Here is a 22255-nt window from a genome sequence, read left to right as displayed (position 1 = left end):
CGCCCGGAAAGATGCCGGGATCAACCGTTTCGTGCATGTTTCGTCGCTTTCCGCGCGCGAGCCGCAATTATCGGCTTATGGTGCGAGCAAGGCGAAAGCGGAGGAACTGGTAACCGACAGCCCGTTCGACTGGACCATTGTCCGTCCCCCGGGCGTTTATGGCCCTGGCGACAAAGACGTGCTCGAAATGTTCAAGATGGCGGCGATGGGATTTTGCCTTTTGCCGCCACACGGCCGTGGTTCATGGATCCATGTGGAGGATCTGGCACGGTTGTTGGTGTCTCTATTGCCAGCGCATGCAGATGCAGCCGCGCGCCTGTTCGAAGCCGACGATGGCGCAGCCGGTGGTTGGGATCATCGTGCGTTTGCCAAGGCAATCGGTACTGCGCTGGGCAGGGAGATTACGACGATTTCCGCGCCGCGACCGCTGCTTTTTGCTGCCGCTTGGGGCGATCGGTTGGTGCGTGGATCGAATGCCAAGCTGACCCCGGACCGGGCGAGCTATATGAGCCACCCCGATTGGGTGATTGACCAGACAGCGACCCCGCCCGCGTCGCTTTGGCAGCCGCAAATTGCCACGCCCGATGGGCTGAAAGCAACCGCCGACTGGTATAAATCGAAGGGTTGGCTATAGGCGTTTGCCATAAATCGCCCTTTTGCCGCCTTATTCGCCTGCCAAGGGCGCAACAGATAACTATTAGGGAACACAGATGACCGACCGCAGCGAAATGTTCGACAAGCTCAAGGAACTGATCGAGCCGTTCAACAAAAAGGGCGTCGAGCTGAGTGAAGCAACCTCCTTTGCTGGCGATCTTGAATGGGACAGCCTGACAGTCATGGATTTCGTCGCCGAGGTTGAAGACACATTTGACATAGTGATCACCATGAACATGCAGGCCGAAATCGAAAATGTCGGCCAGCTCGTCGATGCGGTGATCAAACTGACGGACTGATATGACCGACCTGTTCTCCAAATTCGACCCGTTGATCGAACAGCGTGCGGCACTGCTTTCGACCGGCGTTACCGATCCGTTCAGCCTTGTGATGGAAAAGGTTCTGTCGCCCACCGTTGCGATCTGCAACGGGCGCGAGACGATTCTGCTCGGCACCTATAATTACATGGGCATGACCTTCGATGAGGATGTCATCGCGGCAGGCAAACAGGCGTTTGATGACTTTGGCGCAGGCACCACGGGAAGCCGTGTGCTCAACGGTACCTTCGATCCACATAAGGATGTCGAAGCCGCACTTCGCGAATTTTACGACATGGACCATGCGATGGTCTTTTCGACGGGCTATCAGGCCAATCTGGGCATTATCAGCACTATTGCGGGTAAGGGCGACTATATCATCCTCGATATCGACAGCCATGCGTCCATCTATGATGGCTGCAAGATGGGCGATGCCGAAATCGTTGCCTTCCGCCACAATGATATCGAGGCTTTGGAAAAACGCCTGAAGCGCCTTCCTGCCGAAGCGGGCAAGCTGGTGGTGCTAGAAGGCGTCTATTCGATGATGGGCGACGTTGCGCCGCTCAAGGAAATGGTCCGCATTTCCAAGGAACATGGCGCAATGGTGCTGGTCGATGAGGCGCATTCAATGGGCTTTATCGGGCAGCATGGTCGCGGCGTTGCCGAGGAGCAAGGCTGCATCGATGATGTCGATTTCATCATAGGCACGTTCAGCAAGAGCGTCGGTACCGTTGGTGGCTTCTGCGTTTCGAACCATCCCAAGTTCGAAATCCTGCGCCTTGTCTGCCGCCCCTATGTCTTCACCGCCGCTTTGCCGCCGAGCGTGATGGCGTCGAGCGCGACATCGGTACGCAAGCTGATGCAGGGCAGCAACAAGCGCGCGCATCTGTGGGAAAATTCGAAGACGCTGCACAAGGGCCTGCGCGATCTCGGTTTCCAGCTGGGTACCGATGAACCGCAATCGGCGATTATTGCCGTGATCATGCCCGATCTGGAACGTGGCGCGATGATGTGGGAAGCGCTTCTGAAGGAAGGGCTTTACGTCAATCTGGCCCGTCCACCGGCAACCCCTGCAGGAATGACGCTGCTGCGGTGCTCGCTCTGTGCCGAGCATACAAGCGAGCAGGTGCAGGACATTCTCGGCCGGTTTGAGCGGGCAGGCAAAGCAGTCGGCATCATCTGACCTGCAGCGATGACGAAGCGCTACACCCTCACTCTATCCTGCCCGGATGCCCCGGGTCTGGTGGCGGCTGTCTCGGGCTTTCTCGCCGATCATGGCTGCAACATCCTTGAATCGCAGCAATTTAATGATCGCGAAGATGCGCAATTCTTCATGCGGGTGGTATTTGAAGTTTTGCCGGGTGCGCCTGATGCAGATGCCCTGAGAACACAATTCACGCCTTTGGCGGAGCGGTTGGCGATGCATTGGCAGATCCGCGATGCCGATGCCCCGCGCAAGGTGTTGCTGATGGTCTCCAAATTCGACCATTGCCTCGAGGATCTGCTCTATCGCGTGCGGGTCGGGGAGTTGAAGATGGATGTGGTGGCGATCGCCTCCAACCATCCACGCGATGCCTCGAAACCCTCGCTGGTCGGCGAAATTGCCTGGCACCATTTTCCAATTACGCCAGAAACCAAGTCTGACCAGGAAGCCGCAATCAAGTCGCTAATCTCCGAGACCGGGGCGGAACTGGTGGTGCTTGCGCGGTACATGCAGATATTATCGGACGACTTCGCCGCCTTTCTTTCTGGCCGTTGCATCAACATCCACCACAGCTTCTTGCCCGGATTCAAAGGTGCCAAACCCTATCATCAGGCGCATGCCCGCGGAGTGAAGATGATTGGCGCGACCGCGCATTATGTCACCGCAGACCTCGACGAAGGCCCGATCATTGCGCAGGATGTCGAGGCGGTCAGCCATGCCGACACCGCAGAGGATCTTGTGGCGAAGGGACGGGATATCGAGAGTCGCGTGCTCGCCGCCGCCGTTCGTGACCACCTGGAGGATCGGGTGCTGCTCAATGGCAGCAAGACCGTCGTTTTCCGCAGTTAGCGCACCGCGCCTTTAGCGAGCAATTTGGGAACCAGCACAAAGGCTGCGAGCAGCGGCCATTTGCGCTGCCAGGGCTTGATCTCGATCTGCGTACCCGCATGGCGGTTGATCTTCCAGGCCAGATAATCGATGCCGCCCGAATAGGTGAAGGCTGCCTTGGCAAGGCGCGCGATCGACAGCAGCTTCCCCTCGATTCGGCGGCGGGCCCAACTGCTACCTACCGCATTTGGTGGGATGGCTGCTATTGCTGGCGCGCTAAATTGCTCATAGCGTGTTGGGTCCGCATCAACCACAGAGTTTGAGCGGCTTTTGCGCTCTGCGCGCAATTCGACTGAGTAAGTAAGCGCAAAGGCCCGGCGCCACCAGTCGAGCGGTGCTTCGCCGTCAATTGAACCGGCCGCCGCGAGCAAAGTTGGCGCGGCGCGCGAAACGGCATCAATCGCCTTTGCTTGAGCATCGGCATCCGCACTCCACACCAGCCGTGATGGTTGCGCAAAGCGGGCCCAGACGGAGACATTTCGCGTTTCCGGGCCGTTCAGTCGGTGGAAGTCCGCCTCGCTCAGTACCGCATATTTGGCCATCATTCCGTCATGTTCAAACGGGAATACGTTGGGCGGAACGAGCCTGTTGACCCATGCCAGCCAGTTGTCGCCATAGGCCGCACGATAGTCTGAAACGATCAGGTAGAAATCGAGCATCAGCCCGTCGAGTTGGCTTTCGCGCAGGCAGCTTCCGTAAAATAAAACCGCCCGCGAAGCACCCGGATATTTGGCGGCCAGCGTCTCGGCCATAGTGCGCACGCGCGGATCAACCGGCTGCGCGAGTTCTTCGGCGACAAGCTGTGCGAGCGGAGACATGGGACGGCCTTAGCGTCTTTTTGCCGGTTGTGCGATGCCTCAGGCGGCAAGCTTGAGGAACGGCACGGGCGGGGTCGAGCGGAGCACAATCGGCCGATCCGTGCCCGCCTCGAACACTTCGCCATCAAGGATCACATTGCTGCGCCCGCCATCGATCTGGATGATATCACCATTGCTGATATGGATGCCATCCATGCGCCTTTTGCCCAACAGGCCGAGCAAGGATGCGCCTATCATGCGCAACAGCACCCAAGGGCCTTGATCAACCGCCATCAATTTCAGATGCCCGCTGCCTTCGGTGCGCACGCGCCCGCCGAGCAACAGCTTTTCGAGCGTCGTGACGATGAGTACCGAAAATCGCCCCTTGAGTTCACCATCGCGGATGAGCGAGATCCGGATTGATTCGGTGCGCTGCGGCAGGAAATCCGATTTTAGTCCGAACAGCACCGTGAAAATGGCGGCAATTGCGGCAATAACATGGCTAATACCGTTGGGCAGGCCAAGCGGATAGATTTTGTTGCGGCAATAGAGAATCGTCTCAGCGAGATAGGCCCCACCAAGGAACATGCCGATCACAGGGCGGACGTTGTCTGTACCTTCGGACAGTGCGATCAGCTCGCGCGCGACCACATGGCCCGACAGGTCGCCCTTCGCCAGTTCCAATATGTCGGTCAATGCCTGCAGCGCATCCCCGCTTGCACCCAGATCAAGTGCAATCAGGTTGGTCTTGCCATTGGGTAACACTGCGACCGGGGGTGGCGTGCCTTCGAAATGACCACCATGATAGAGCTCGGTCAACGCCGCCTGGACGGTACCGTCGCCGCCATTGACGACGAGCACCTTGGGCTTGACGCGTGCGATCATTTCAAGTGCGCGGGCAATCTGGCCGACCTCTTCCACCTCATAATGGAAGATATCGGGGTTCTTCGCGCAAAAGCTCCGCACTTGCGGCAACAGGCTTTTGTTGCCGGTCGAGTGCGGATTGGAAAGAAGCGCGACTAGTGCCAAATTGCCCCCGATTTCCTCACATATACTTCATGTTGATGGTGACGGTGGTGACGCCGCTACCCACGTAAAAGCTGACTTTTCCGACCGATGGCTTGCCCAGGTTGAGCACATTGATCGACGGGTTGTTCGAAAACCCGCCACCATCGGATGAGATGTCGGTGCTGCCATTACCATTTTTGTCGTGGCGAACCGCGATGGCATAATTGCCTGCGGAACCCACTGGCAGGCAAAAGCTCATCGTGCCGGCGCGGGCGCCGGTTTCGATGCGCTGCAACCAGCGGCCCTTTGTCAGCCACGCAGCCTTGGTTGCAGGATAACTTTGCACCCGCATCTTGCCCGTCGAGCTTTTGACACCCTGAACAACCACTTTCACTGCAGGGCCCTGACCGGCACTACAGCGGCTCATATCGTTAGAAATCACGCTTCCGGCCGAGGCCGTACCCGTCATGGCGAGCGCGGCGGCGGCGGCGAAAGCGGCAATGAAACGTGCCATTGCTGAAACTACTCCGTACCTTAAGCGTTGATCAATAAACGACCAACGATATTGCTCCTGATCTTGATCGGGTATATCGGGACAATTTGCGGCCAAAATAGGGTGACAGGGCGACCATAAGTTGAAATTTTTGACCGCCACCGACCGCTACATCGCAAGGCTAGTGACGCTTCCACTGGTTGGCACGCTTGTGATCGCCGCCATGCTGCTGTTGCTCGACAAGATGCTGCGTTTGTTCGACTTCGTCGCGGCGGAAGGCGGCCCGGTCAGCGTCGTCTGGCGAATGCTCGCAAATCTGATTCCCGAATATATGTCGCTCGGAATCCCCATCGGTTTGCTTCTGGGCATTTTGCTCGCCTTTCGCAAGCTTGCAACCACCTCTGAAATCGACATTTTTCGTGCGGTTGGACAAAGTTACTGGCGGCTGCTGCGCGTGCCCTATTTGTTTGCGATCGGGCTCGCGATGGTCAATTTTGCTATCGTCGGCTGGGTGCAGCCCACTTCGCGCTATTTGTATGAAGAGCTGCGGTTTGATCTTCGCTCGGGTGCATTGGGTGCGTCGATCAAGGTCGGTGAGTTCAATAATCTGGGCGATAATCTGACGGTGCGGATCGAGGAAAGCCGCAATCAGGGTAACGACCTTTCGGGCCTGTTTGTCTTTGCCGAGAATAAAAAGGGTCAGTCGATTTCGGTTACGGCGGAAAAGGGGCAGTTCCTGCGTACTGATGATCCCGATACAATTATTCTGCGGCTGACCAACGGAACGCTGGTGCATGATGCTCCCAATTACCGCAGTGCCCGTGTCCTCAGCTTTTCCAGCCATGACGTTCCCATCGATCTGCCGCAGATAGAACAGTTTCGTGGGCGGGGCGGCAAGGATCGCGAATATACGCTGAACGAGCTGGTCAATGTGGGCAATGACGCCGGAAGACCGAAAGCCGAACGCAATGCCGCTTGGGCCAATTTCCATTTCCGTATGGTAGAGGTTGCAATGATGTTTCTTCTGCCATTGTTGGCGCTAGCGCTGGCAATCCCACCCAAAAGGTCAACATCGGCGCTTGGCGTGTTCCTCTCGATCGTGATGGTTGTTACCTATCACAAGATTAACGAATATGCCGAATCGATGGGTGCGCTGGGGTCGGTGCATCCAGCCATCGCCTTATGGGTTCCGTTTCTGTTGTTCGCGGCCTTGATCGTCTGGATGTATCATGTCATCGCGCATGTGCCCGGAGGCCAACCAATAGGCGCGCTCGAGGTGTTTGCGGCGAAGGCGGGCAAGTCAATCAAGAAGCTGTTTCGCTTTGGCCGACGCAAGTCGCGCCTTTTGGCGCAGGAGGGGTAGGCGGTGCGGCTGCAGTTTTTCCCTTCGCGGCAAATTGGCTGGTACATGGCGCGACTGTTCCTGGTGCGGACCTTTGCCGTATTGCTGATGCTCGTACTGGTATTGCAGACTCTCGATCTGTTGGGAGAAAGCGGGAAGATATTATCGGTTGCCGGCAATAGCGAAGCTGATCTCTGGCGCTATGTGGGCATGCGTGCGCCGCAGATCATTGCGCGGTTTCTGCCTTTTTCAGTGCTGCTGGCGACGCTGATCACCTTTGCCACATTAAGCCAGAATAGCGAGGTTATCGCGATGAAGGCGGCGGGCCTTTCAGCGCACCAGATCCTTGCGCCAATGCTGGCCGCTAGCTTGGTCGTTGCTGGTGTGTCCTTTGCTTTCAATGACACTGTTGTGGCCCCGGCAACTGCCAAACTGAAAGTCTGGCAGGATGTAGAATATGGCCCAGTTCCTAAGGATGACGGTGTCCGCACTAATGTCTGGGTACGCGAAGGCCGTGATCTGATTCAGGTGCGCACCGTTTCAGGAAAGGGCGTCGACACCCAATTACAGGGTATTCGTGTTTACCAGCGCGCGGACGGCAGCCTGAAACGGGTTATTCATGCAGAAACAGGCAGACTCAGCGACGGGGCATGGCAGCTTGAGAATATTGAAATTTTTGACGTCGCAAAGGCCGAGCAGGAAAAGTTGCCTGAACTGGTCGTTGGACGCGGGATAGAGCCGGAGCGGTTCAATCGATTGAAGGTCGATGGTGACGCTTTGGGTTTCCTGCCGTTGATGCGTGCGATTGACGACCTCAAGGCAGCGGGCCGGAGAACCGACACGCTCGAAGGTATTTTGTGGCATAAGATTTCCGGTCCGCTGTCGGCGCTGTTGATGCCTTTGCTTGGCGCTGTCGCCGCTTTCGGCCTTGCCCGATCGGGTGCGCTGTTCCTGCGCGCGGTAATTGGAATGGCTCTGGGTTTCGCCTATTTTGTGGCCGACAATTTCGCGCTGGCGATGGGCAATCTGGGCGCATACTCACCCTTTATCGCCGCTTGGGCGCCTTTCCTTCTATTTCTCCTGATTGGTGAGACGGTGCTCGTCCGCACTGAGGAATAATGAGCGGGCCGCAGGAAGAGGCGCTGGTCGAAGCACAGGCGCAGACCATCGATCGCGGGGATGTAGCCAAAGGGGCGGGCCTTGCTGCAGTGGCGCGTCTGGGGGCGCTGATCGAGGTGATCTCGCAACCGGCCTACACATGGATGTTCGGGCTGACCGGATATGGCGTCTATGTCGTGTTGTGGGCGGCGGTGAACATATTGGCGAACTTGCTAGACTTGGCTCTGGGGCAGGCGTTGCAAAGAATCGTACCCGCCAGCGCCAGCCGAGAGGACCAGCATGGGGCCGTTCGCTTTGCATTGGTCGTCAGCACTGGGCTTGGTATCATCGCCGCGATTGCAATCTCGCTCTCGGCGCCAATGCTTGCGGGCTGGGTCGCGAGTGCACCTGGCGATGTCGCGAAACTCCCCCAGGCCATTGCCATATTTGCGTGGAGCTTGCCGCTCTGGATTTTCATCGAAACCGCGACGGCTGCTGCACGTGCGATGCGTGCCTTTGGCCCTGAAATCCGTTTGCGGATATTCTGGGAGCAGGTGGCCCGTCTGATATTTGCCGCCGGTTTCTTTCTCGCCGGGACGGGATTTGAAGGCCTGCTTTTCGGACACCTTGCCTCGCTCGCGTTAACCGCTTGGTTGAGCTGGAAATTGCTCGCCCGTTATTATGATCCGGCCTTGCTTTTGCGGGCACCCTTGCCGCCGTCTCTGCGCGCTGAGACATTGACGACAGGTTTTGCGATGCTGCCGCCAGCCCTTGCCCGCCGTGCCTATAACGACCTGCCACCGATCCTGTTGAATGCAATGATACCCGGTGCAGGCGGAGCAACCGCAGCTGGACTTTTCGGCATCGCTCGCAAGATTGCATCAATCCCCCTGATTGTGCGCCAGTCCTTCCTCTATGTGCTTGCGCCGCTGGCGTCAGCGCAGGCAGCAGTCGACCGCAAAGAAATCGCGCCGCTTTACAGTTTCTCTACCCATATCTCGCTGCTGCTTGCGGTGCCTCTTGCTGGCTTACTCATCCTGATAGCCGCTGACCTGTTGACCGCCTTCGCACCCGGTGCAGAAGCCGCCCTGATGGTGCTTGTCATCCTGCTCGCTGCCCGTGCGGCAGAAGCGGCGCTGGGGCCTGCGACGCCGATTATCGAAATGATCGGTCATCGCGGCCTGCCGCTGGCGAATAGCCTAGCGGGATTGGCCATCTGGCTGGCGCTGGGTATCTGGCTGGTGCCAGACATGGGCGCGACCGGGATGGCCATTGCCGTTTCCGCTGCCGTAGTGTTGACGGCGCTGCTGGCGATTGCCGAGCTCTATTGGGCCGACCGTGTTTCCCCGTTCGGGCATGGTTTTGTGCGCGCGCTGGTCGCTGGCGCTGTTTGCATCGCGCTTCTTTGGGGTTTGGGTGAATTGCTTGCGCCCCTTGGCAAGCGTGTAAGGGCGCTCTCGCTCTTCGCGCTTTTCTGGCCGAGCCTTTGGCTCGCGCTGCGCTGGGGCTTGCTACCGGAGGATAAGCAGGGGCTGGGCAAACTGGCGGTAAAGTTGCGGCTGTAACCGGTTGCCCTTCGCGCGCTTGCGCAGCATAAGGCCGCCAATAATGGACAGGGATTGAACTTATGCAGGCAGGTGAAGTGCGCGTCACACCGGTGGCAGGGAAGAAGGCGCTGTCAGAATTTGTGGATTTGCCTTTCCGCCTTTACGCCGATGATCCCAACTGGGTGCCGCCGCTGAAGGATGAAGTGTACGGCCTCCTTACTCCGGGCAAAAATCCCTGGTTCGAACATGCCGAGGCCCAGCTTTTCCTGGCGCGCCGCGCCGGGCAGGTGGTTGGCCGTATTTCCGCGCATATTGACCATCTGGCGCTCAAGCAGCCAGTCGAACAGGGCATGGGTCCGGGCACCGGCTTTTGGGGCTTTTATGAGGCGGAAAGCGCCGAGATTGGTAACGCTCTCCTTGCCGAGGCGGAAAAATGGCTTCGCGCCAAGGGTATGACGAAGATGCTCGGCCCGGTTAGCTTTGCGATGTGGGATGAGCCGGGTTTGTTGATCGAAGGGCATGACCACCCGCCAACCGTGATGATGGGCTTCAACAGCGCGGATTATCAAGCGTGGATTGAAGCGGCGGGGCACCAAAAGGTCGAAGATCTTTACACCTACGCACTGCCCATCGTTGAAGGCTTTCCGGAACTCACCCAGCGTATCGTCGCGATGGGCGAGAAGAGCGGGAAGATTCACATCCGCCGGGTGAACAAGCGCAAGTTCGACCAAGAGGCGGCACTGATCCTCTCGATCCTCAACGATGCATGGAGCGACAATTGGGGATTTGTGCCCTTTACACCGGCAGAGGTCGCCTATGCGGGTAAGAAGTTGAAGCCAATCGTATTCGAAGACCTGATCCGCGTTGCCGAAATTGATGGCGAACCGGTTGCCTTCATGATGACCATTCCCGATCTCAACGAGCAACTTGTGAAATATGGCGGTTCGCTCTGGCCGTTTAACTGGGCGAAGCTGCTCTGGTGGCTCAATGTCGGGAAGCCGCAAGTGACGACGATGCGCGTTCCGCTCATGGGCGTGGTCAAAAAACTTCAGGGTACGCGCACAGCCAGCCAGCTTGCTTTCATGCTGATCGAATATATCCGGCGCGATGCCATCAGCAAATTCGGCGCGACGCGCGGCGATTTTGGTTGGGTGCTGTCGTCAAACGGCCCGATGGTTTCGGTCGGTGAAGCCGTGGGCGGCAAAGTCAACAAAGTGTACCGGATTTACGAAAAGGCGCTCTAAAGGCAGCGTCCAGCCCGTCCGGCAAGTTCCACTGCATAATGCCATGCTATGCGTCCCGAGCGACCGCCGCGCTGGTGGGCGAAGGCAAGCGCATCGGCCTCTTCCCATTCCAGCCCAAAATGCGCGACATAGGCCGCGACCATCTCAAGAAAGGCGGGTTGGTCAGGATACTGGAAGCCCAACTTGAGCCCGAAACGGTCGGCGAGCGCCAGCCGGTCGTCGGCTACGTCGCGTGCATTGACGGCTGCGTCTTCGTCATCCTGCCGTCGCTCGACAATGTTGCGCCGGTTTGAAGTCACATAGAGGCGGACATTGGCCGGCCGCGCTTCCGATCCACCTTCTAGCATCGAGCGCAAACGGCGCGGGCCTGCATCATCGCCTTCGAACGCCATATCGTCGATAAACAGGATGAAGCGGCGGTCCGATTTGCCAAGTAGTGCAAACAGGTGCGGCAGGCTGGCCAGCTGGTCCGCCGTGGTTTCGACCAATGCGAGCGGTAAGCCCTGTACCTGCAAAGCGCCGGTCACAGATTTGACCAGAGCAGACTTTCCCATCCCGCGCGCACCCCAGAGCAGCACATCATGCGCTGCATGTCCCTCTGCATGACGGCGACTGTTCTCGGTGATCGCTTCTTTCTGCCGGTCGACCCCGACTATAAGGCTTTCGGGGAGTGGAGCGAATGTCGTGACGGCGACGAGCCTATGGCCGTCCCAGTGATAGGCGGGGTGGGCAGAAAGGTCTGCCGGTTCCCCCCTCGGCGGCGCAAGACGTTCGAGCGCTTCGGCAATGCGGCGGAGCAGGTCTTCGCTCAAGCCGCCAACCCCTCAGCATCCAAAGCATAGAGCAAATCCGCCCCTGCCATTGCACTACCTTTCAGCGACATCGCCTCAGGGACCATCACGTCGAGATAGTAGCGGCAGCTGGCGATCTTGACCTTAAGGAAGGGCGTGTTACCGCCTTCGGCTTCGGCCACACGCAACTGCTTCGCCATCAGCGCGCCACAGGTGGCGACCGCCATCATCGTGGTGAAGGGATAGCTGCCAGCCAGCTTGTCATCGGTCGACGCACTGCCGATCATCCATTCGGCAACCTCGGTGCAGGCACCAGCAAGTGCCTTGAGCCCGGCATGTTCGCCCGCTTCCTGCCCGATGCGCGCCAGATGCTCGCGCACGGCATCGCCGCCGCGCATGCCGAGCTTGCGCCCGACAAGGTCGGCAGCCTGAATGCCATTGGTGCCTTCATAGATCGCGGCGATGCGGATGTCGCGATAGAGCTGCGCAGCGCCAGTTTCCTCGATAAAGCCCATGCCACCATGGACCTGAATGCCGAGCGAAGCGATCTCGCTGCCCATATCGGTGCCATAGGTTTTGGCGAGCGGGGTGAGCAGATCGACCATTTCCTGCGCGCCGTCGATGCCGAGGGCCGCGCGGTCGACGAAACCGCTGGCAAAATAGAGGAGCGCGCGGATCGCTTGCGTCCCGGCCTTCATGCGCATCAGCATGCGGCGCACGTCGGGATGTTCGATAATCGCCACCGAATCACGGCTGGTCCCCCCAGCGCGGGCCGATTGGACACGTTCTTGCGCAAAGGCGACCGCTTTCTGGGTCGCCGCTTCGGCGATTTGTACGCCCTCGAGGCCGACATTGAGGCGGGCATTGTTCATCATCGTGAACATCGCACGCATTCCGCCAAATTCGGGGCCGATCAGTTCGCCGATACAGTCGCCTTCATCTCCAAAAGCCAGCACGCAGGTGGGTGACGCGTTAATGCCCATCTTGTGCTCGATCGATACGACCTTGATATCGTTGCGCTCGCCGAGCGAGCCGTCAGCATTGACGCGATATTTGGGGACGAGGAACAGCGAGATTCCCTTCGTTCCCGGCGGTGCATCGGGCGTCCGCGCCAGGACCAAGTGGACGATATTGCCCGCCATGTCGTGATCGCCAAAGCTGATGTAAATCTTCTGCCCCTTGATCTGGTAAGTGCCGTCCCCGCGCGGCGTTGCGATGGTTTTGAGGGCGCCGACATCGGAACCTGCCTGCGGTTCGGTCAGATTCATCGTGCCGGTCCATTCGCCGGTCGACAGCTTGGGCAGGAACATCGCCTTTTGCGCGTTCGAGCCATGATGGTTGATCGCCTCAATCGACCCGACCGACAGGATCGGGCAGAGCGCAAAGGCCATATTGGCAGCGCCGAGCGAATCGAGCGCGACGGTCGCAAGACTGAACGGCAGGCCTTGCCCGCCAAAATCTGCCGGCGCGTTGATAGAACCCCAGCCATTGGCGACATAGGCCTTATAGGCGTCAACAAAACCTTCGGGCATGACCACTTGCCCGTTGATCAGTCGTGCCCCGACCGTGTCGCCAATGCGGCGCAAAGGATAGAATTCCGCAGCGGCAAATTCGCCGATGCCGCCGACAATCGCCTCGACCATATCGGGGCTGGCGTCGGCAAAGCGTTGATGCGCGGCCAGCTCTTCTATGCCGGTGATATGCTGAAGGACGAAAAGCTGTTCGGTAACCGGTGCGGTGAATGTCATTTTGGGGCCTGTTGCTTGCGGGTTTACCGGCCTATAGCGCGGGATGATGGCAGGCTCAAATCCCCTAGGACATGGCCGGATAGCGAAGGCCGACTCCGCTGCAATAGCAGAGGCGGTGGAGCGTCTGCGTGCGGGCGATGTTGTCGCGATTCCCACCGAAACGGTCTATGGACTGGCGGCAGATGCGTCCAACGCCGAAGCCGTTGCCAATATCTATCGCACCAAGGGACGACCCGATTTCAATCCGCTGATAGTGCATGTGCCGGACCATGCTGCGGCGGAGCAACTGGCACAGTTCGATGAGCGGGCGGCGATGCTCGCTTTTCGTTTCTGGCCGGGGCCGTTGACTCTGGTGCTGCCGCTGCAATCCGGTGCGCCTGTGGCGAAAGCGGTGACGGCGGGTTTGCCGACGATTGCGCTGCGTTGTCCGGCCCATCCGGTGATGCAGGCTGTGCTCAAGCAGAGCGGACTATTCCTAGCGGCACCCTCGGCCAATCGCAGCGGAGGGATCAGCCCGACGCGCGCAGAGCATGTCGCGCGCAGTTTCGGCGATGCCATGCCGCTGGTTCTCGATGCCGGTTCGTGCAGCGCGGGTCTTGAATCGACCATCGTCGCGGTGCGGGAAAATGGCTGGCAATTGTTGCGCCCCGGGCCAGTCACCATGGCCGAAATATCCGAGCTTCTCGGAGAACCGCCCTTGCCGGTCACCGAAGCGAAAATCGAGGCCCCCGGTCAGTTGGCCAGCCATTATGCGCCTTCCAAACCGGTTCGGCTCAATGCATCCCTGCCAGCACCTGGCGAATGGCATATCGGATTTGGCGACACGATCGGAGACGATAATCTGTCACCCGAAGGCGACCTTGCCGAAGCGGCCGCGCGCTTGTTTGATGCCTTGCATATCGCGGATGCAAGCGATCGCGTCTCAATAGCCATCGCGCCGATCCCTGATGAAGGCATCGGAGTTGCGATCAATGACCGGCTGCGCAGGGCGGCAGCGTGAAACTGGTTGTAGCTGTCCTAGCCGCTATGGCTTTCACCGGTGCACTCGTGGCTACACAAAAAGAAGCGCCCAAGGACCCGGTCATAACTGCTTATCAAGACCTGATCGCCAAGGATTTGCGGCTTGCGACCATCGGCTACCATCTGGCCAAAGGTAGCGCAGACTTTTGCCGGAACAGATGGCGCAATCCGGGCTGGGTGCTGCATGATGAACGCCAATATCCCGACCTTGGCCTTGCGCGCCGGGCCTTCACTTTTCGGCAGCCCATCAGTATTGCCGCGCTGGTTGCAGATGGGCCTGCGGCCCAAGCGGGGCTGGCGGCTGGGGACGGGTTGTTCGGCGCCGACGGAAGTGTGGTGTGGTACGACCCTAGGCCGACAGGTTCCCGTCCCTCGTCAGAGCGGATCGATGGGCTTCGTGATGAGCTTATGACTCGCCTTTCAGAAGGACGGCCCATCGCCTTTCAGATCGACACCGCAAACGGCCGTCGCGATGTTGCGCTTGATCCACCGGCAATCTGCGCCTCCGATTTCTGGGTCGATGTCCGCCCGAAACGCGACGCAGGAGCGGATGGTACACGCGTGCGCGTGACCAGCGGACTGATGGAATATGTGTCGGATGACGATGAACTGGCAGCGGTCGTCGCGCATGAAATGGCGCATAATTTGCTCGATCATCGCCCACTTATCGAGGTAACCAAAAGCGGCAAAACCAAAGTCATTAAAGCCACCGAAGCGGAAGCCGACCGGCTGTCGGTCTGGCTGATGGCCAATGCGGGCTATGATCCAGAAGCGGCGATCACCTTCTGGGAACGCTATGGCAAGGCCACGGGTCTCGGCATTTTCAGCGCGCCAACCCATTATCGCTGGCAGACGCGGGTTGCAATGTTGCGCACGGAGATGGATCAGATGGCGTTGTTACCCACCCTTGAAGGTCGTCGCGATCCGCCCTTGCTGGCGGCGCATCGGGCGAAGCAATAATTTCCATTGCGAAATGCAATCGACTGTTCCCTTGAGGCTTCGATTATCCTACCAAGTGGAACCAAGGATAAAATGGGAGGGAACGTGGCCGGTCGCGCACATCGCCTTGCTATCGCTGCGCTTTTATTATCGCCGCTGCTGTTTGGCTGCGGCGAGAAGGAAGCTGCCAAAACCGAAATAAGCGAAGAGATCTTTCCTGTTCAGGTATTGACCGTGCAGCCGAGCAACATGCTGCAAACGATCAGCGCTGTCGGGACGGTGCGCTATCGCCGCGAAACACCATTAGGTTTTACTACGCCGGGAAAGGTCGCAACCGTCCGGTTTGAGGAAGGCGATTATGTGAAGCGTGGCGCTTTGCTCGCTGCGCTCGATACCACCAGCGTCGGCGCGGATCTGAGCGTTGCCGAGGCGGAACGGGCGCGGGCGAACGCCGAATTTGGCCGTATCGCAGAGCTTTACAAGGAAGGCTGGGTCACCAAGGGCCGATACGAAGCTGCTGAAACTGCTGCCAAAGCGGCAACTGCGCGCGTATCACAGGCGCGCTTCGCCACTGGAACATCGCAGCTTTATGCGCCGTCGAGCGGAGTGATTCTGGCGCGCAATGTTGAACCCGGGCAAGTGGTGGCCGCTGGCATGGCAGCGGTGATCCTGGGGCAGGCAGACCAAGGCTTTGTATTCCGCGTTCCGGTGGTGGATCGCGATGCCTCAAAGTTGCGCGTCGGGATGGCGGCTGAAATCACGCTCGATGCCGTCGAAGGTGGACCCATCACCGCAACTATTTCGGAAATCGAGGGGCAGGCTAATTCGGCCACAGGGTCTTTTGCCGTCCAATTCAGCCTGCCGCCCCGAAGCAAACTCCGTGCCGGCCAGATTGGCACCGCCAGTATCAAACTGCCTGCCGCGAATGACGGAAGCCTGCAAGTCCCTGCCAGCGCACTGTTCGGCGTGCGCACCGGAGAAGGGCTGGTTTATGTCGTCGACCCCAAGACCGGGCGGGTGGAAACACGCAATGTGATGATAGAACGGATAATGGACGATTCCGTGATCGTCACGGGCGGGCTTGTGCAAGGCGACCGGATTGTCATTTCTGGCGGGGAAAAATTGCGCACAGGCTCCAAGGTCCGCGCCGCCGCTGTTTCGCGGTGAGCGACTGATGGATTTCACCGAATTTTCGATCCGCCGCTGGCAACTGACCCTGGTCCTTTTCGCGCTGCTCGCGGCGCTGGGCTATTCGGCTTTCACCTCCATCCCACGCGCAGTTGACCCGCATTTTCCACTGCCAGTGGTAGCAATCACCGCTGTCCAACCGGGCGCTGATGCGTCCGAGATGGAGCAGACCGTTACCAAGCCGATCGAGGAGATTGTGCAGGGGTTGGAGGATGTGAAGGAGGTCGTTTCGACCAGCGTAGACGGTAGCGCGGTGATCCGCGCCGAGTTTGACTGGTCGGGCGATCCTGATCGCTATTTCAACGATACCGTGCGCGAGGTGACGGCGATCCGCAGCCGCCTTCCGAGCGAGCTTGCCCGGCTTGATTTCAAAAAGATGCGCACCACCAACGCTTCGGTGCTCCAGATCGCGCTGGTCAGCGAAAATGCAAGCTGGCGTCGAATGGAAAAATATGGACGTGACATGAGTGAGGCGCTGTCCCGCTATGCCGCCGTTCGCGAGTCGGAAGTGTTCGGCCTGACGCAACCCGAAGTGACCGTGGCGATCAAGCCTGCCCGGCTCGCCGCATTGCGCATCCCCGCAAGCAGAATTGCCGATGCTGTGCGCTTGGGTGGTTCTGATGTTTCAAGCGGCGCGGTCGTCAGCGGCGCCCGCCGTTTCAATGTCGAAGCAGGCGGGGCGTTCAAAACTCTGGACGCCGTCCGCGCCTTGCCGCTTCGCACCAACGATGGCGCGCTGGTTCGGGTGGGGGATGTCGCAGACGTCTATTGGGGGGCGGAGGAACCGCGTAGTCGACTGTTTCACAATGGCCAGCGCGCAATCTGGGTAACCGCCAACCAAAAGGTAGGTACCGACGCAACCAAGTTGCGTGACGTACTGATGGCGGAAATCGAAACGCAGAAAAAATTCCTGCCGCCAGATATCAAGGTGGTGATCCAGTTCGACCAGAGCCGGGATATTTCCAAACGGCTCCAGGAACTGGCGCGCGATTTTGCCATCGCGCTGGCGCTGGTCATGATCACGCTGTTACCGCTAGGCTGGCGGGCAGCGGGGATTGTGATGGTTTCCATCCCGCTCTCGTTAGCGTCCGGCCTGCTCGCGGTCTACGCAACCGGCTATAATCTCAGCCAGCTGGTGGTCGCAGGTTTCATTCTTTCATTAGGCCTGCTGGTCGATGATTCGATTGTCGTCATTGAAAATATCGCGCGCCACCTGCGGCTGGGCAAAGATCGCATCCAGGCCGCGATCGACGGGACCAAGGAAATTCGCCTTGCCGTGCTCGGCTCCACCGGCGTGCTGGTGTTTGCTTTCTTCCCGATGTTGTTCCTACCCGAAGGTGCGGGCAAATTCACACAAAGCTTTATTGCCACGATCATCTATACAGTCGTTGCTTCACTGGTCATTTCGCTAACGATCATCCCGTTCCTCGCCAGCCGGGTGCTGAAACCCGATGAGAATGAACATGGCAACCGCATCCTTCGATGGCTCATGCAAAGTATCGACCATTTCTATCGCCCGCTGCTGCACCGCGCGCTCGAAATGCCCCGCCGTACGGTTTGGGGTGCGCTGGCGTTGACGCTGTCCGCCTTTGCTCTGGTTCCTGTTCTAGGTTTCGGTCTGTTTCCCAATGCCGATGCCAGCTATTTTCGTGTCCAGATTGATGCCGAACAGGGCACCAGCCTAGAGGGTACGGGTCGGATCGTGCGGCAGGTTGCCAATATCCTCGCAAAGGAAAAGGATATTGAAGTTCGCGCCGAGAATGTCGGGCGCCATAACCCTTCGGTATTTTACAATGTCTTCGACAGTGCCGAGACCTCAACCTCTGGCGAAGTGCTGGCAATTATGGATCGGTGGAGGGGAGCCGAAAGCAACCGCATGGTCGAACGACTGCGCAAACAGTTTGACCAGATCAGCGGTGCCCGGATCAAGTTGGTGCTTTTCCAGAACGGCGCACCGATCAATGCACCGGTCGAGTTTCGCGTAGTCGGCCCCGATCTGGACGTGCTGAAGCAGTTGGCGGGTAAAATGCAAGCTGTGCTGCACGATACGCCGGGGACGCGCGATATCGTCAATCCGGTGGCGACCGACCGTGTCGACCTCGATATGCGGATCGATGACGCCAAGGCAGCCTTGCTTGATATTCCTGCCGGTTCGCCGCGACGAACGATCAGGCTGGCGCTGTCAGGAGAGCGTGCAGGCACCTTTCGCGATAATGAAGGTGATAGCTACCCGGTGACGGTGCGCTTACCGCTGGACAACACCCAGCCGGTTTCGGCACTCGACCAGATTTACGTGCCAACCCGCAGCGGCGCGCCAGTGGCATTGGCTGAAATCACCGATCCGCAACTGGTTTCGGTGCCTCCATTGATCAAGCGCCGTAACTTAGAACGAGTAGTCGAGATCAGTGCCCAAATTCAGCCGGGTGCCGTGTTATCAAAAGTGACGCAGGCGGCGAAGTCTCGGCTCGACAAGCTCGAACTGCCAACAGGGTATTCGATCCGGGTTGGCGGCGAGGCTGAAAAGGTCAATGAAACCTTCAGTGGCTTTGGCCCGGTGATCCTGATCGCGCTGTTCATCATCTTTGGCATCCTCGTCGCCGAATTTGGTGAGTTTCGTGAGGCATTGGTCGTGGCAGGGGTTATTCCCTTAGGCACTTTTGGCGGCTTGATCGCGATGCTGGTGACGGGAAACAATCTGTCCTTCCTCGCCGTCATCGGTTTCGTTGCCTTGATCGGAATCGAGATCAAAAATTCGATTCTGCTCGTCGACTTTACCTCGCAGTTGCGGGAGCGTGGGCTGGGACTACGCGATGCAATTGAGCAAGCTGGTGAAGTGCGCTTTCTGCCGGTGCTCTTAACTTCGGTTACTGCAATCGGTGGCCTGCTGCCGCTCGCCATGTTCGGGGGCAATCTTTATGGCCCACTAGCAATCGTCCTGATCGGCGGACTTATTTCCTCGACCCTCTTGTCGCGCATCGTCACGCCCGCCATGTATCTGCTCGTGGTTCGCGGCCGTGAGGAAAAGAAGGAGGCTGCACGTTTGGCAAAGGAAGCGAATAGTGGCTGAGGCGATTTTTGCGGGCGGATGTTTCTGGTGCACCGAGGCGGTGTTCAAGCAGCTGGATGGCGTGCTGTCGGTGGAAAGCGGCTATATCGGCGGCAGCGTCGAAAATCCGGACTACAAGTCGGTGTGCAGTGGTACGACTGGCCATGCAGAGGCGATCCGCATTGGGTTTGACGCGGATGTAATTGGCTATTCCGACTTGCTCGACATTCATTTTGCGACGCACGATCCAACCCAGCTTAATAGGCAGGGTAACGACATTGGAACGCAGTACCGCTCGGCAATTTTCCCGTTGGATGACGAGCAACGCGCCGAGGCAGAGGCAGCTATCGTGCGCGCCCAGGTCGATTGGCCAGCGCCCATCGTCACAACGATCGAAGGGCCTGCGACATGGTATCCGGCGGAGGATTATCATCAGGATTATTGGGACGGCGAAGGGCAGCGTAATCCCTATTGCCTTGCCGTAATTCCACCCAAGCTCGCGAAGCTGAAAAAGGGTTTTGCAGAAAAGCTGGTGTCATAGACATTTAACCATGTTTTGTTATGGTTTAGGCCATGACGCACAAACCCATTCGCAAGGCTGTTTTCCCTGTTGCAGGGCTCGGCACCCGCTTCCTTCCTGCGACCAAAGCGATCCCGAAAGAGATGCTGCCGGTGGTTGATCGCCCACTGATCCAATATGCGGTCGATGAAGCGCGGGAAGCCGGGATCGAGCAGATGATCTTCGTCACCGGTCGCGGCAAGAGCGCGATCGAAGACCATTTCGACATCGCCTATGAGCTTGAACGGACGATGACCGATCGCGGCAAGGATATTTCCGTACTGGAGCCGACCCGCTTGGGGCCCGGCAACTGCGCCTATGTGCGCCAGCAGGAGCCGATGGGGCTGGGCCATGCCATTTGGTGCGCCCGCGACATTGTGGGCGACGAACCCTTTGCAATTTTTCTGCCAGATGAGTTCATGCACGGCTCGCCTGGCTGCATGGCGCAGATGGTGGCGGAATATAATCGTGTAGGCGGTAATTTGCTGAGCGTGCTCGAAGTGCCGCGCGAACAGGTGTCGAGCTATGGCGTGATCGATCCAGGAAGCGCGCAAGGCAAGCTAACCGAGGTCAAAGGCCTCGTCGAAAAGCCGAAAATCGAGGCGGCACCGTCGAACCTTATAATTTCAGGCCGCTATATCCTGCAGCCCGAAGTGATGCGTGTGCTCGAGCATCAGGGCAAGGGTGCGGGCGGTGAAATCCAGCTGACCGACGCGATGGCGCAGATGATAGGCAACCAGCCTTTCCATGCCGTCACCTTTGACGGCGCGCGGTATGACTGCGGGTCGAAGACAGGCTATATCGAGGCCAATCTGGCTGTGGCACTGTCGCGGCCCGATATGGCCGACGAGGTGCGCGCGATGGCGCAGCGCCTCGTCGGATAGTTTCGTTCAAGCCGCAGTCTTGTTCAGTTCCTTATACACGAAGCCGCCAAGCAGCCCGCCAAGGATTGGCGCTACCCAGAACAGCCAGAGCTGTTGCAAAGCCAACCCGCCCACGACCAATGCCGGGCCAGTACTGCGTGCCGGGTTGACCGAGGTGTTGGTCACCGGGATTGAAATCAGGTGGATCAGCGTCAGCATCAGGCCGATGGCGAGCGGGGCAAAGCCCGCAGGAGCCTTGGCATCGGTCGCGCCCATGATTACGAACAGAAAGAAAAAGGTCAGCAGCAGCTCAACCAGAAAGCCGCTCATCATCGCATAGCCGCCCGGCGAACCTGCACCTACCCCGTTGGCCGCGAGGCCGTTCGTCGCGAGTGAATAGTCTGCCTTGCCCGTTGCGATCACATAAAGCGTGAAGGCAGCGGCGATCGCGCCCAATGTTTGCGAAATGACATATAGCGGTATGTCCTTGCCATCGAAGCGCCCGCCTGCCCAAAGCCCGAAGGTGACCGCCGGGTTGAGGTGGCAGCCCGAAATATGACCAATGGCAAAGGCCATGGTGACCACGGTCAGCCCGAAAGCGAGCGACACGCCCAAAAGGCCAATTCCGACCTCGGGAAAAGCTGCCGAAATCACTGCGCTGCCGCAGCCGCCCAGAACCAGCCAGAATGTGCCGATAAACTCGGCAATCCCCCGTTGAATATTGCTCATGAAATCCTCCTCTCCCGTCACACAAAATGCGACCGGAAAAGAATATCACGATTCTTCCGAAAGCAGATGTCAAAGTTTCTATTGTTCAGCGACAGGACAGTCAGCCTGCGCTATTCAGCCCACTCTCTGGAGATTTCACATGCGCCTCTATATTGTTCTACCCTTGGTTTTATTCTTGCCGGGCTGTGTGGCATCGGTGGTGGGCGATGTGGTCACCGCACCTATCAAGGTAGTCTCCAAAACCGCCGATGTGATGACCACCAGCCAGTCCGAAACCGATGAGAAGCGCGGACGGGAAATGCGTAAACAGGAAGAGCGGCTGGGCAAGCTGGCGCGCAAGCGTGACGAAGCGCGCGAGGATTGCGCCGATGGCGATCGCGAGGCATGCATTCAATATGAGGCGCTAGAAGCCGAGATCGCGGCGGAGAAAGAGCGCGATATCTAGCTTGGCCATGCGACGATAATCCAACAAAAAGCCCGCCGAAATTGCTTCCGGCGGGCTTTTGTTTTCTTTGACGAGTGGCTATTACGCCTCGCTGTCGCCTTCGAAATCCTCAACGGTTTCGGGCGTGTGCTCCATCATGCCGATCGGATCGTCACCCAGCGCGGCTTCGGGCCCCTGGGCCAGTTCAGCCGCATGCTCTTCAGCGGCGGTTTCTGGAGCAATCAGGCTTTCCTGCAGCTTGCGATAGCTGGCGCGGAGCGCCGCATCACGGCTGGTTGCAGCCACGCGGATCCGGTTCCTTGCCGAACCCGTAACTGCCGGGGTCAGGCGACCCC

At 58.6% G+C, this 22255-nt stretch carries 22 protein-coding genes; 15 read left to right on the top strand and 7 right to left on the bottom strand.

What is annotated here, in order from left to right:
* From Q0239_RS10995 to purU, 4 genes are all read left to right on the top strand, one after another.
* On the top strand, positions 1–634 hold a 634-nt coding region (locus Q0239_RS10995; RefSeq protein WP_298602628.1), incomplete at its 5' end, for an NAD(P)-dependent oxidoreductase.
* A gap of 76 nt (positions 635–710) precedes the next feature.
* Positions 711–953, top strand: a complete 243-nt coding sequence (locus tag Q0239_RS10990) for an acyl carrier protein (protein WP_298602625.1) — start codon at positions 711–713, stop codon at positions 951–953.
* A gap of 1 nt (position 954) precedes the next feature.
* Positions 955–2154 carry an aminotransferase class I/II-fold pyridoxal phosphate-dependent enzyme gene (locus tag Q0239_RS10985; protein WP_298602623.1) on the top strand — a complete coding sequence of 400 codons (1200 nt, stop codon included), beginning with the start codon at positions 955–957 and terminating at the stop codon, positions 2152–2154.
* Positions 2155–2163: 9 nt separating this feature from the next.
* On the top strand, positions 2164–3024 hold the full coding sequence (gene purU, locus Q0239_RS10980) for a formyltetrahydrofolate deformylase (RefSeq protein WP_298602621.1): 861 nt from the start codon (positions 2164–2166) through the stop codon (positions 3022–3024).
* Here purU and Q0239_RS10975 read toward each other — a convergent pair.
* The 3 genes from Q0239_RS10975 to Q0239_RS10965 are packed head-to-tail and all read right to left on the bottom strand — an operon-like array spanning position 3021 to position 5337.
* A complete protein-coding gene (locus tag Q0239_RS10975; RefSeq protein WP_298602619.1) occupies positions 3021–3881 on the bottom strand; it encodes a hypothetical protein in 861 nt (286 codons plus the stop codon). The genes purU and Q0239_RS10975 overlap by 4 nt on opposite strands.
* 39 nt (positions 3882–3920) lie before the next feature.
* Positions 3921–4889 (bottom strand): diacylglycerol kinase family protein, encoded by a 969-nt coding sequence (locus Q0239_RS10970; protein ID WP_298602616.1) that lies wholly within the window; start codon positions 4887–4889, stop codon positions 3921–3923.
* Between the two features lie 16 nt (positions 4890–4905).
* Positions 4906–5337: a DUF2141 domain-containing protein gene (locus Q0239_RS10965; RefSeq protein ID WP_298602638.1), complete on the bottom strand. Its 432-nt coding sequence runs from the start codon at positions 5335–5337 to the stop codon at positions 4906–4908.
* A gap of 166 nt (positions 5338–5503) precedes the next feature.
* Between Q0239_RS10965 and lptF the strand changes: the two genes are divergently transcribed.
* The 4 genes from lptF (at position 5504) to Q0239_RS10945 (ending at position 10592) form a co-directional block, all read left to right on the top strand.
* Positions 5504–6724: an LPS export ABC transporter permease LptF gene (gene lptF / locus Q0239_RS10960; RefSeq protein WP_298602614.1), complete on the top strand. Its 1221-nt coding sequence runs from the start codon at positions 5504–5506 to the stop codon at positions 6722–6724.
* 45 nt (positions 6725–6769) lie between these two features.
* Entirely contained in the window at positions 6770–7822 is a 1053-nt protein-coding gene (gene lptG, locus Q0239_RS10955; RefSeq protein WP_298602611.1) for an LPS export ABC transporter permease LptG, read from the top strand.
* Positions 7822–9366, top strand: a complete 1545-nt coding sequence (locus Q0239_RS10950; protein WP_298602608.1) for a lipopolysaccharide biosynthesis protein — start codon at positions 7822–7824, stop codon at positions 9364–9366. Before lptG ends, Q0239_RS10950 begins: the two co-directional genes overlap by 1 nt.
* Positions 9367–9428: 62 nt before the next feature.
* Positions 9429–10592 carry an N-acetyltransferase gene (locus tag Q0239_RS10945; RefSeq protein ID WP_298602605.1) on the top strand — a complete coding sequence of 388 codons (1164 nt, stop codon included), beginning with the start codon at positions 9429–9431 and terminating at the stop codon, positions 10590–10592.
* Here Q0239_RS10945 and Q0239_RS10940 read toward each other — a convergent pair.
* Together Q0239_RS10940 and Q0239_RS10935 are read right to left on the bottom strand one after the other, a co-directional pair.
* A complete protein-coding gene (locus tag Q0239_RS10940) occupies positions 10589–11404 on the bottom strand; it encodes an ATP-binding protein (protein ID WP_298602602.1) in 816 nt (271 codons plus the stop codon). The two genes, Q0239_RS10945 and Q0239_RS10940, sit on opposite strands and share 4 nt — an antisense overlap.
* Entirely contained in the window at positions 11401–13131 is a 1731-nt protein-coding gene (locus tag Q0239_RS10935) for an acyl-CoA dehydrogenase (protein ID WP_298602599.1), read from the bottom strand. The genes Q0239_RS10940 and Q0239_RS10935 overlap by 4 nt, the downstream gene beginning before the upstream one ends.
* A gap of 46 nt (positions 13132–13177) precedes the next feature.
* Here Q0239_RS10935 and Q0239_RS10930 point away from each other — a divergent pair, with 46 nt between their 5' ends.
* The 6 genes from Q0239_RS10930 to galU all read left to right on the top strand — a co-directional run bounded on the left by Q0239_RS10930 (position 13178) and on the right by galU (position 20767).
* Positions 13178–14131 (top strand): L-threonylcarbamoyladenylate synthase, encoded by a 954-nt coding sequence (locus tag Q0239_RS10930; RefSeq protein WP_298602634.1) that lies wholly within the window; start codon positions 13178–13180, stop codon positions 14129–14131.
* Positions 14128–15111 carry a M48 family metalloprotease gene (locus Q0239_RS10925; RefSeq protein ID WP_298602597.1) on the top strand — a complete coding sequence of 328 codons (984 nt, stop codon included), beginning with the start codon at positions 14128–14130 and terminating at the stop codon, positions 15109–15111. The genes Q0239_RS10930 and Q0239_RS10925 overlap by 4 nt, the downstream gene beginning before the upstream one ends.
* A 72-nt stretch (positions 15112–15183) precedes the next feature.
* The gene (locus Q0239_RS10920; RefSeq protein WP_298602594.1) at positions 15184–16257 is read left to right on the top strand and encodes an efflux RND transporter periplasmic adaptor subunit; all 1074 of its coding nucleotides are present in this window, start codon (positions 15184–15186) and stop codon (positions 16255–16257) included.
* Positions 16258–16264: 7 nt separating this feature from the next.
* Positions 16265–19345 carry an efflux RND transporter permease subunit gene (locus tag Q0239_RS10915; RefSeq protein ID WP_298602591.1) on the top strand — a complete coding sequence of 1027 codons (3081 nt, stop codon included), beginning with the start codon at positions 16265–16267 and terminating at the stop codon, positions 19343–19345.
* Positions 19335–19865 (top strand): peptide-methionine (S)-S-oxide reductase MsrA, encoded by a 531-nt coding sequence (gene msrA / locus Q0239_RS10910; protein ID WP_298602631.1) that lies wholly within the window; start codon positions 19335–19337, stop codon positions 19863–19865. Before Q0239_RS10915 ends, msrA begins: the two co-directional genes overlap by 11 nt.
* Before the next feature lie 32 nt (positions 19866–19897).
* On the top strand, positions 19898–20767 hold the full coding sequence (gene galU / locus Q0239_RS10905; protein ID WP_298602588.1) for a UTP--glucose-1-phosphate uridylyltransferase GalU: 870 nt from the start codon (positions 19898–19900) through the stop codon (positions 20765–20767).
* 6 nt (positions 20768–20773) lie between these two features.
* Here galU and aqpZ read toward each other — a convergent pair whose 3' ends face one another.
* Positions 20774–21475 carry an aquaporin Z gene (gene aqpZ / locus Q0239_RS10900; RefSeq protein ID WP_298602585.1) on the bottom strand — a complete coding sequence of 234 codons (702 nt, stop codon included), beginning with the start codon at positions 21473–21475 and terminating at the stop codon, positions 20774–20776.
* 139 nt (positions 21476–21614) lie between these two features.
* Between aqpZ and Q0239_RS10895 the strand changes: the two genes are divergently transcribed.
* Positions 21615–21920, top strand: a complete 306-nt coding sequence (locus Q0239_RS10895) for a hypothetical protein (RefSeq protein ID WP_298602582.1) — start codon at positions 21615–21617, stop codon at positions 21918–21920.
* A gap of 81 nt (positions 21921–22001) precedes the next feature.
* Here the strand turns inward: Q0239_RS10895 and Q0239_RS10890 are convergent.
* Positions 22002–22255, bottom strand: a 254-nt coding sequence (locus Q0239_RS10890) for a hypothetical protein (RefSeq protein ID WP_298602580.1), incomplete at its 5' end; no start/stop codon positions are given.

The sequence above is a fragment of the uncultured Sphingorhabdus sp. genome, from assembly GCF_937872355.1.
Classification (GTDB): Bacteria; Pseudomonadota; Alphaproteobacteria; order Sphingomonadales; family Sphingomonadaceae; genus Sphingorhabdus_B.
This window is presented reverse-complemented; position numbering and strand designations above follow the sequence as displayed.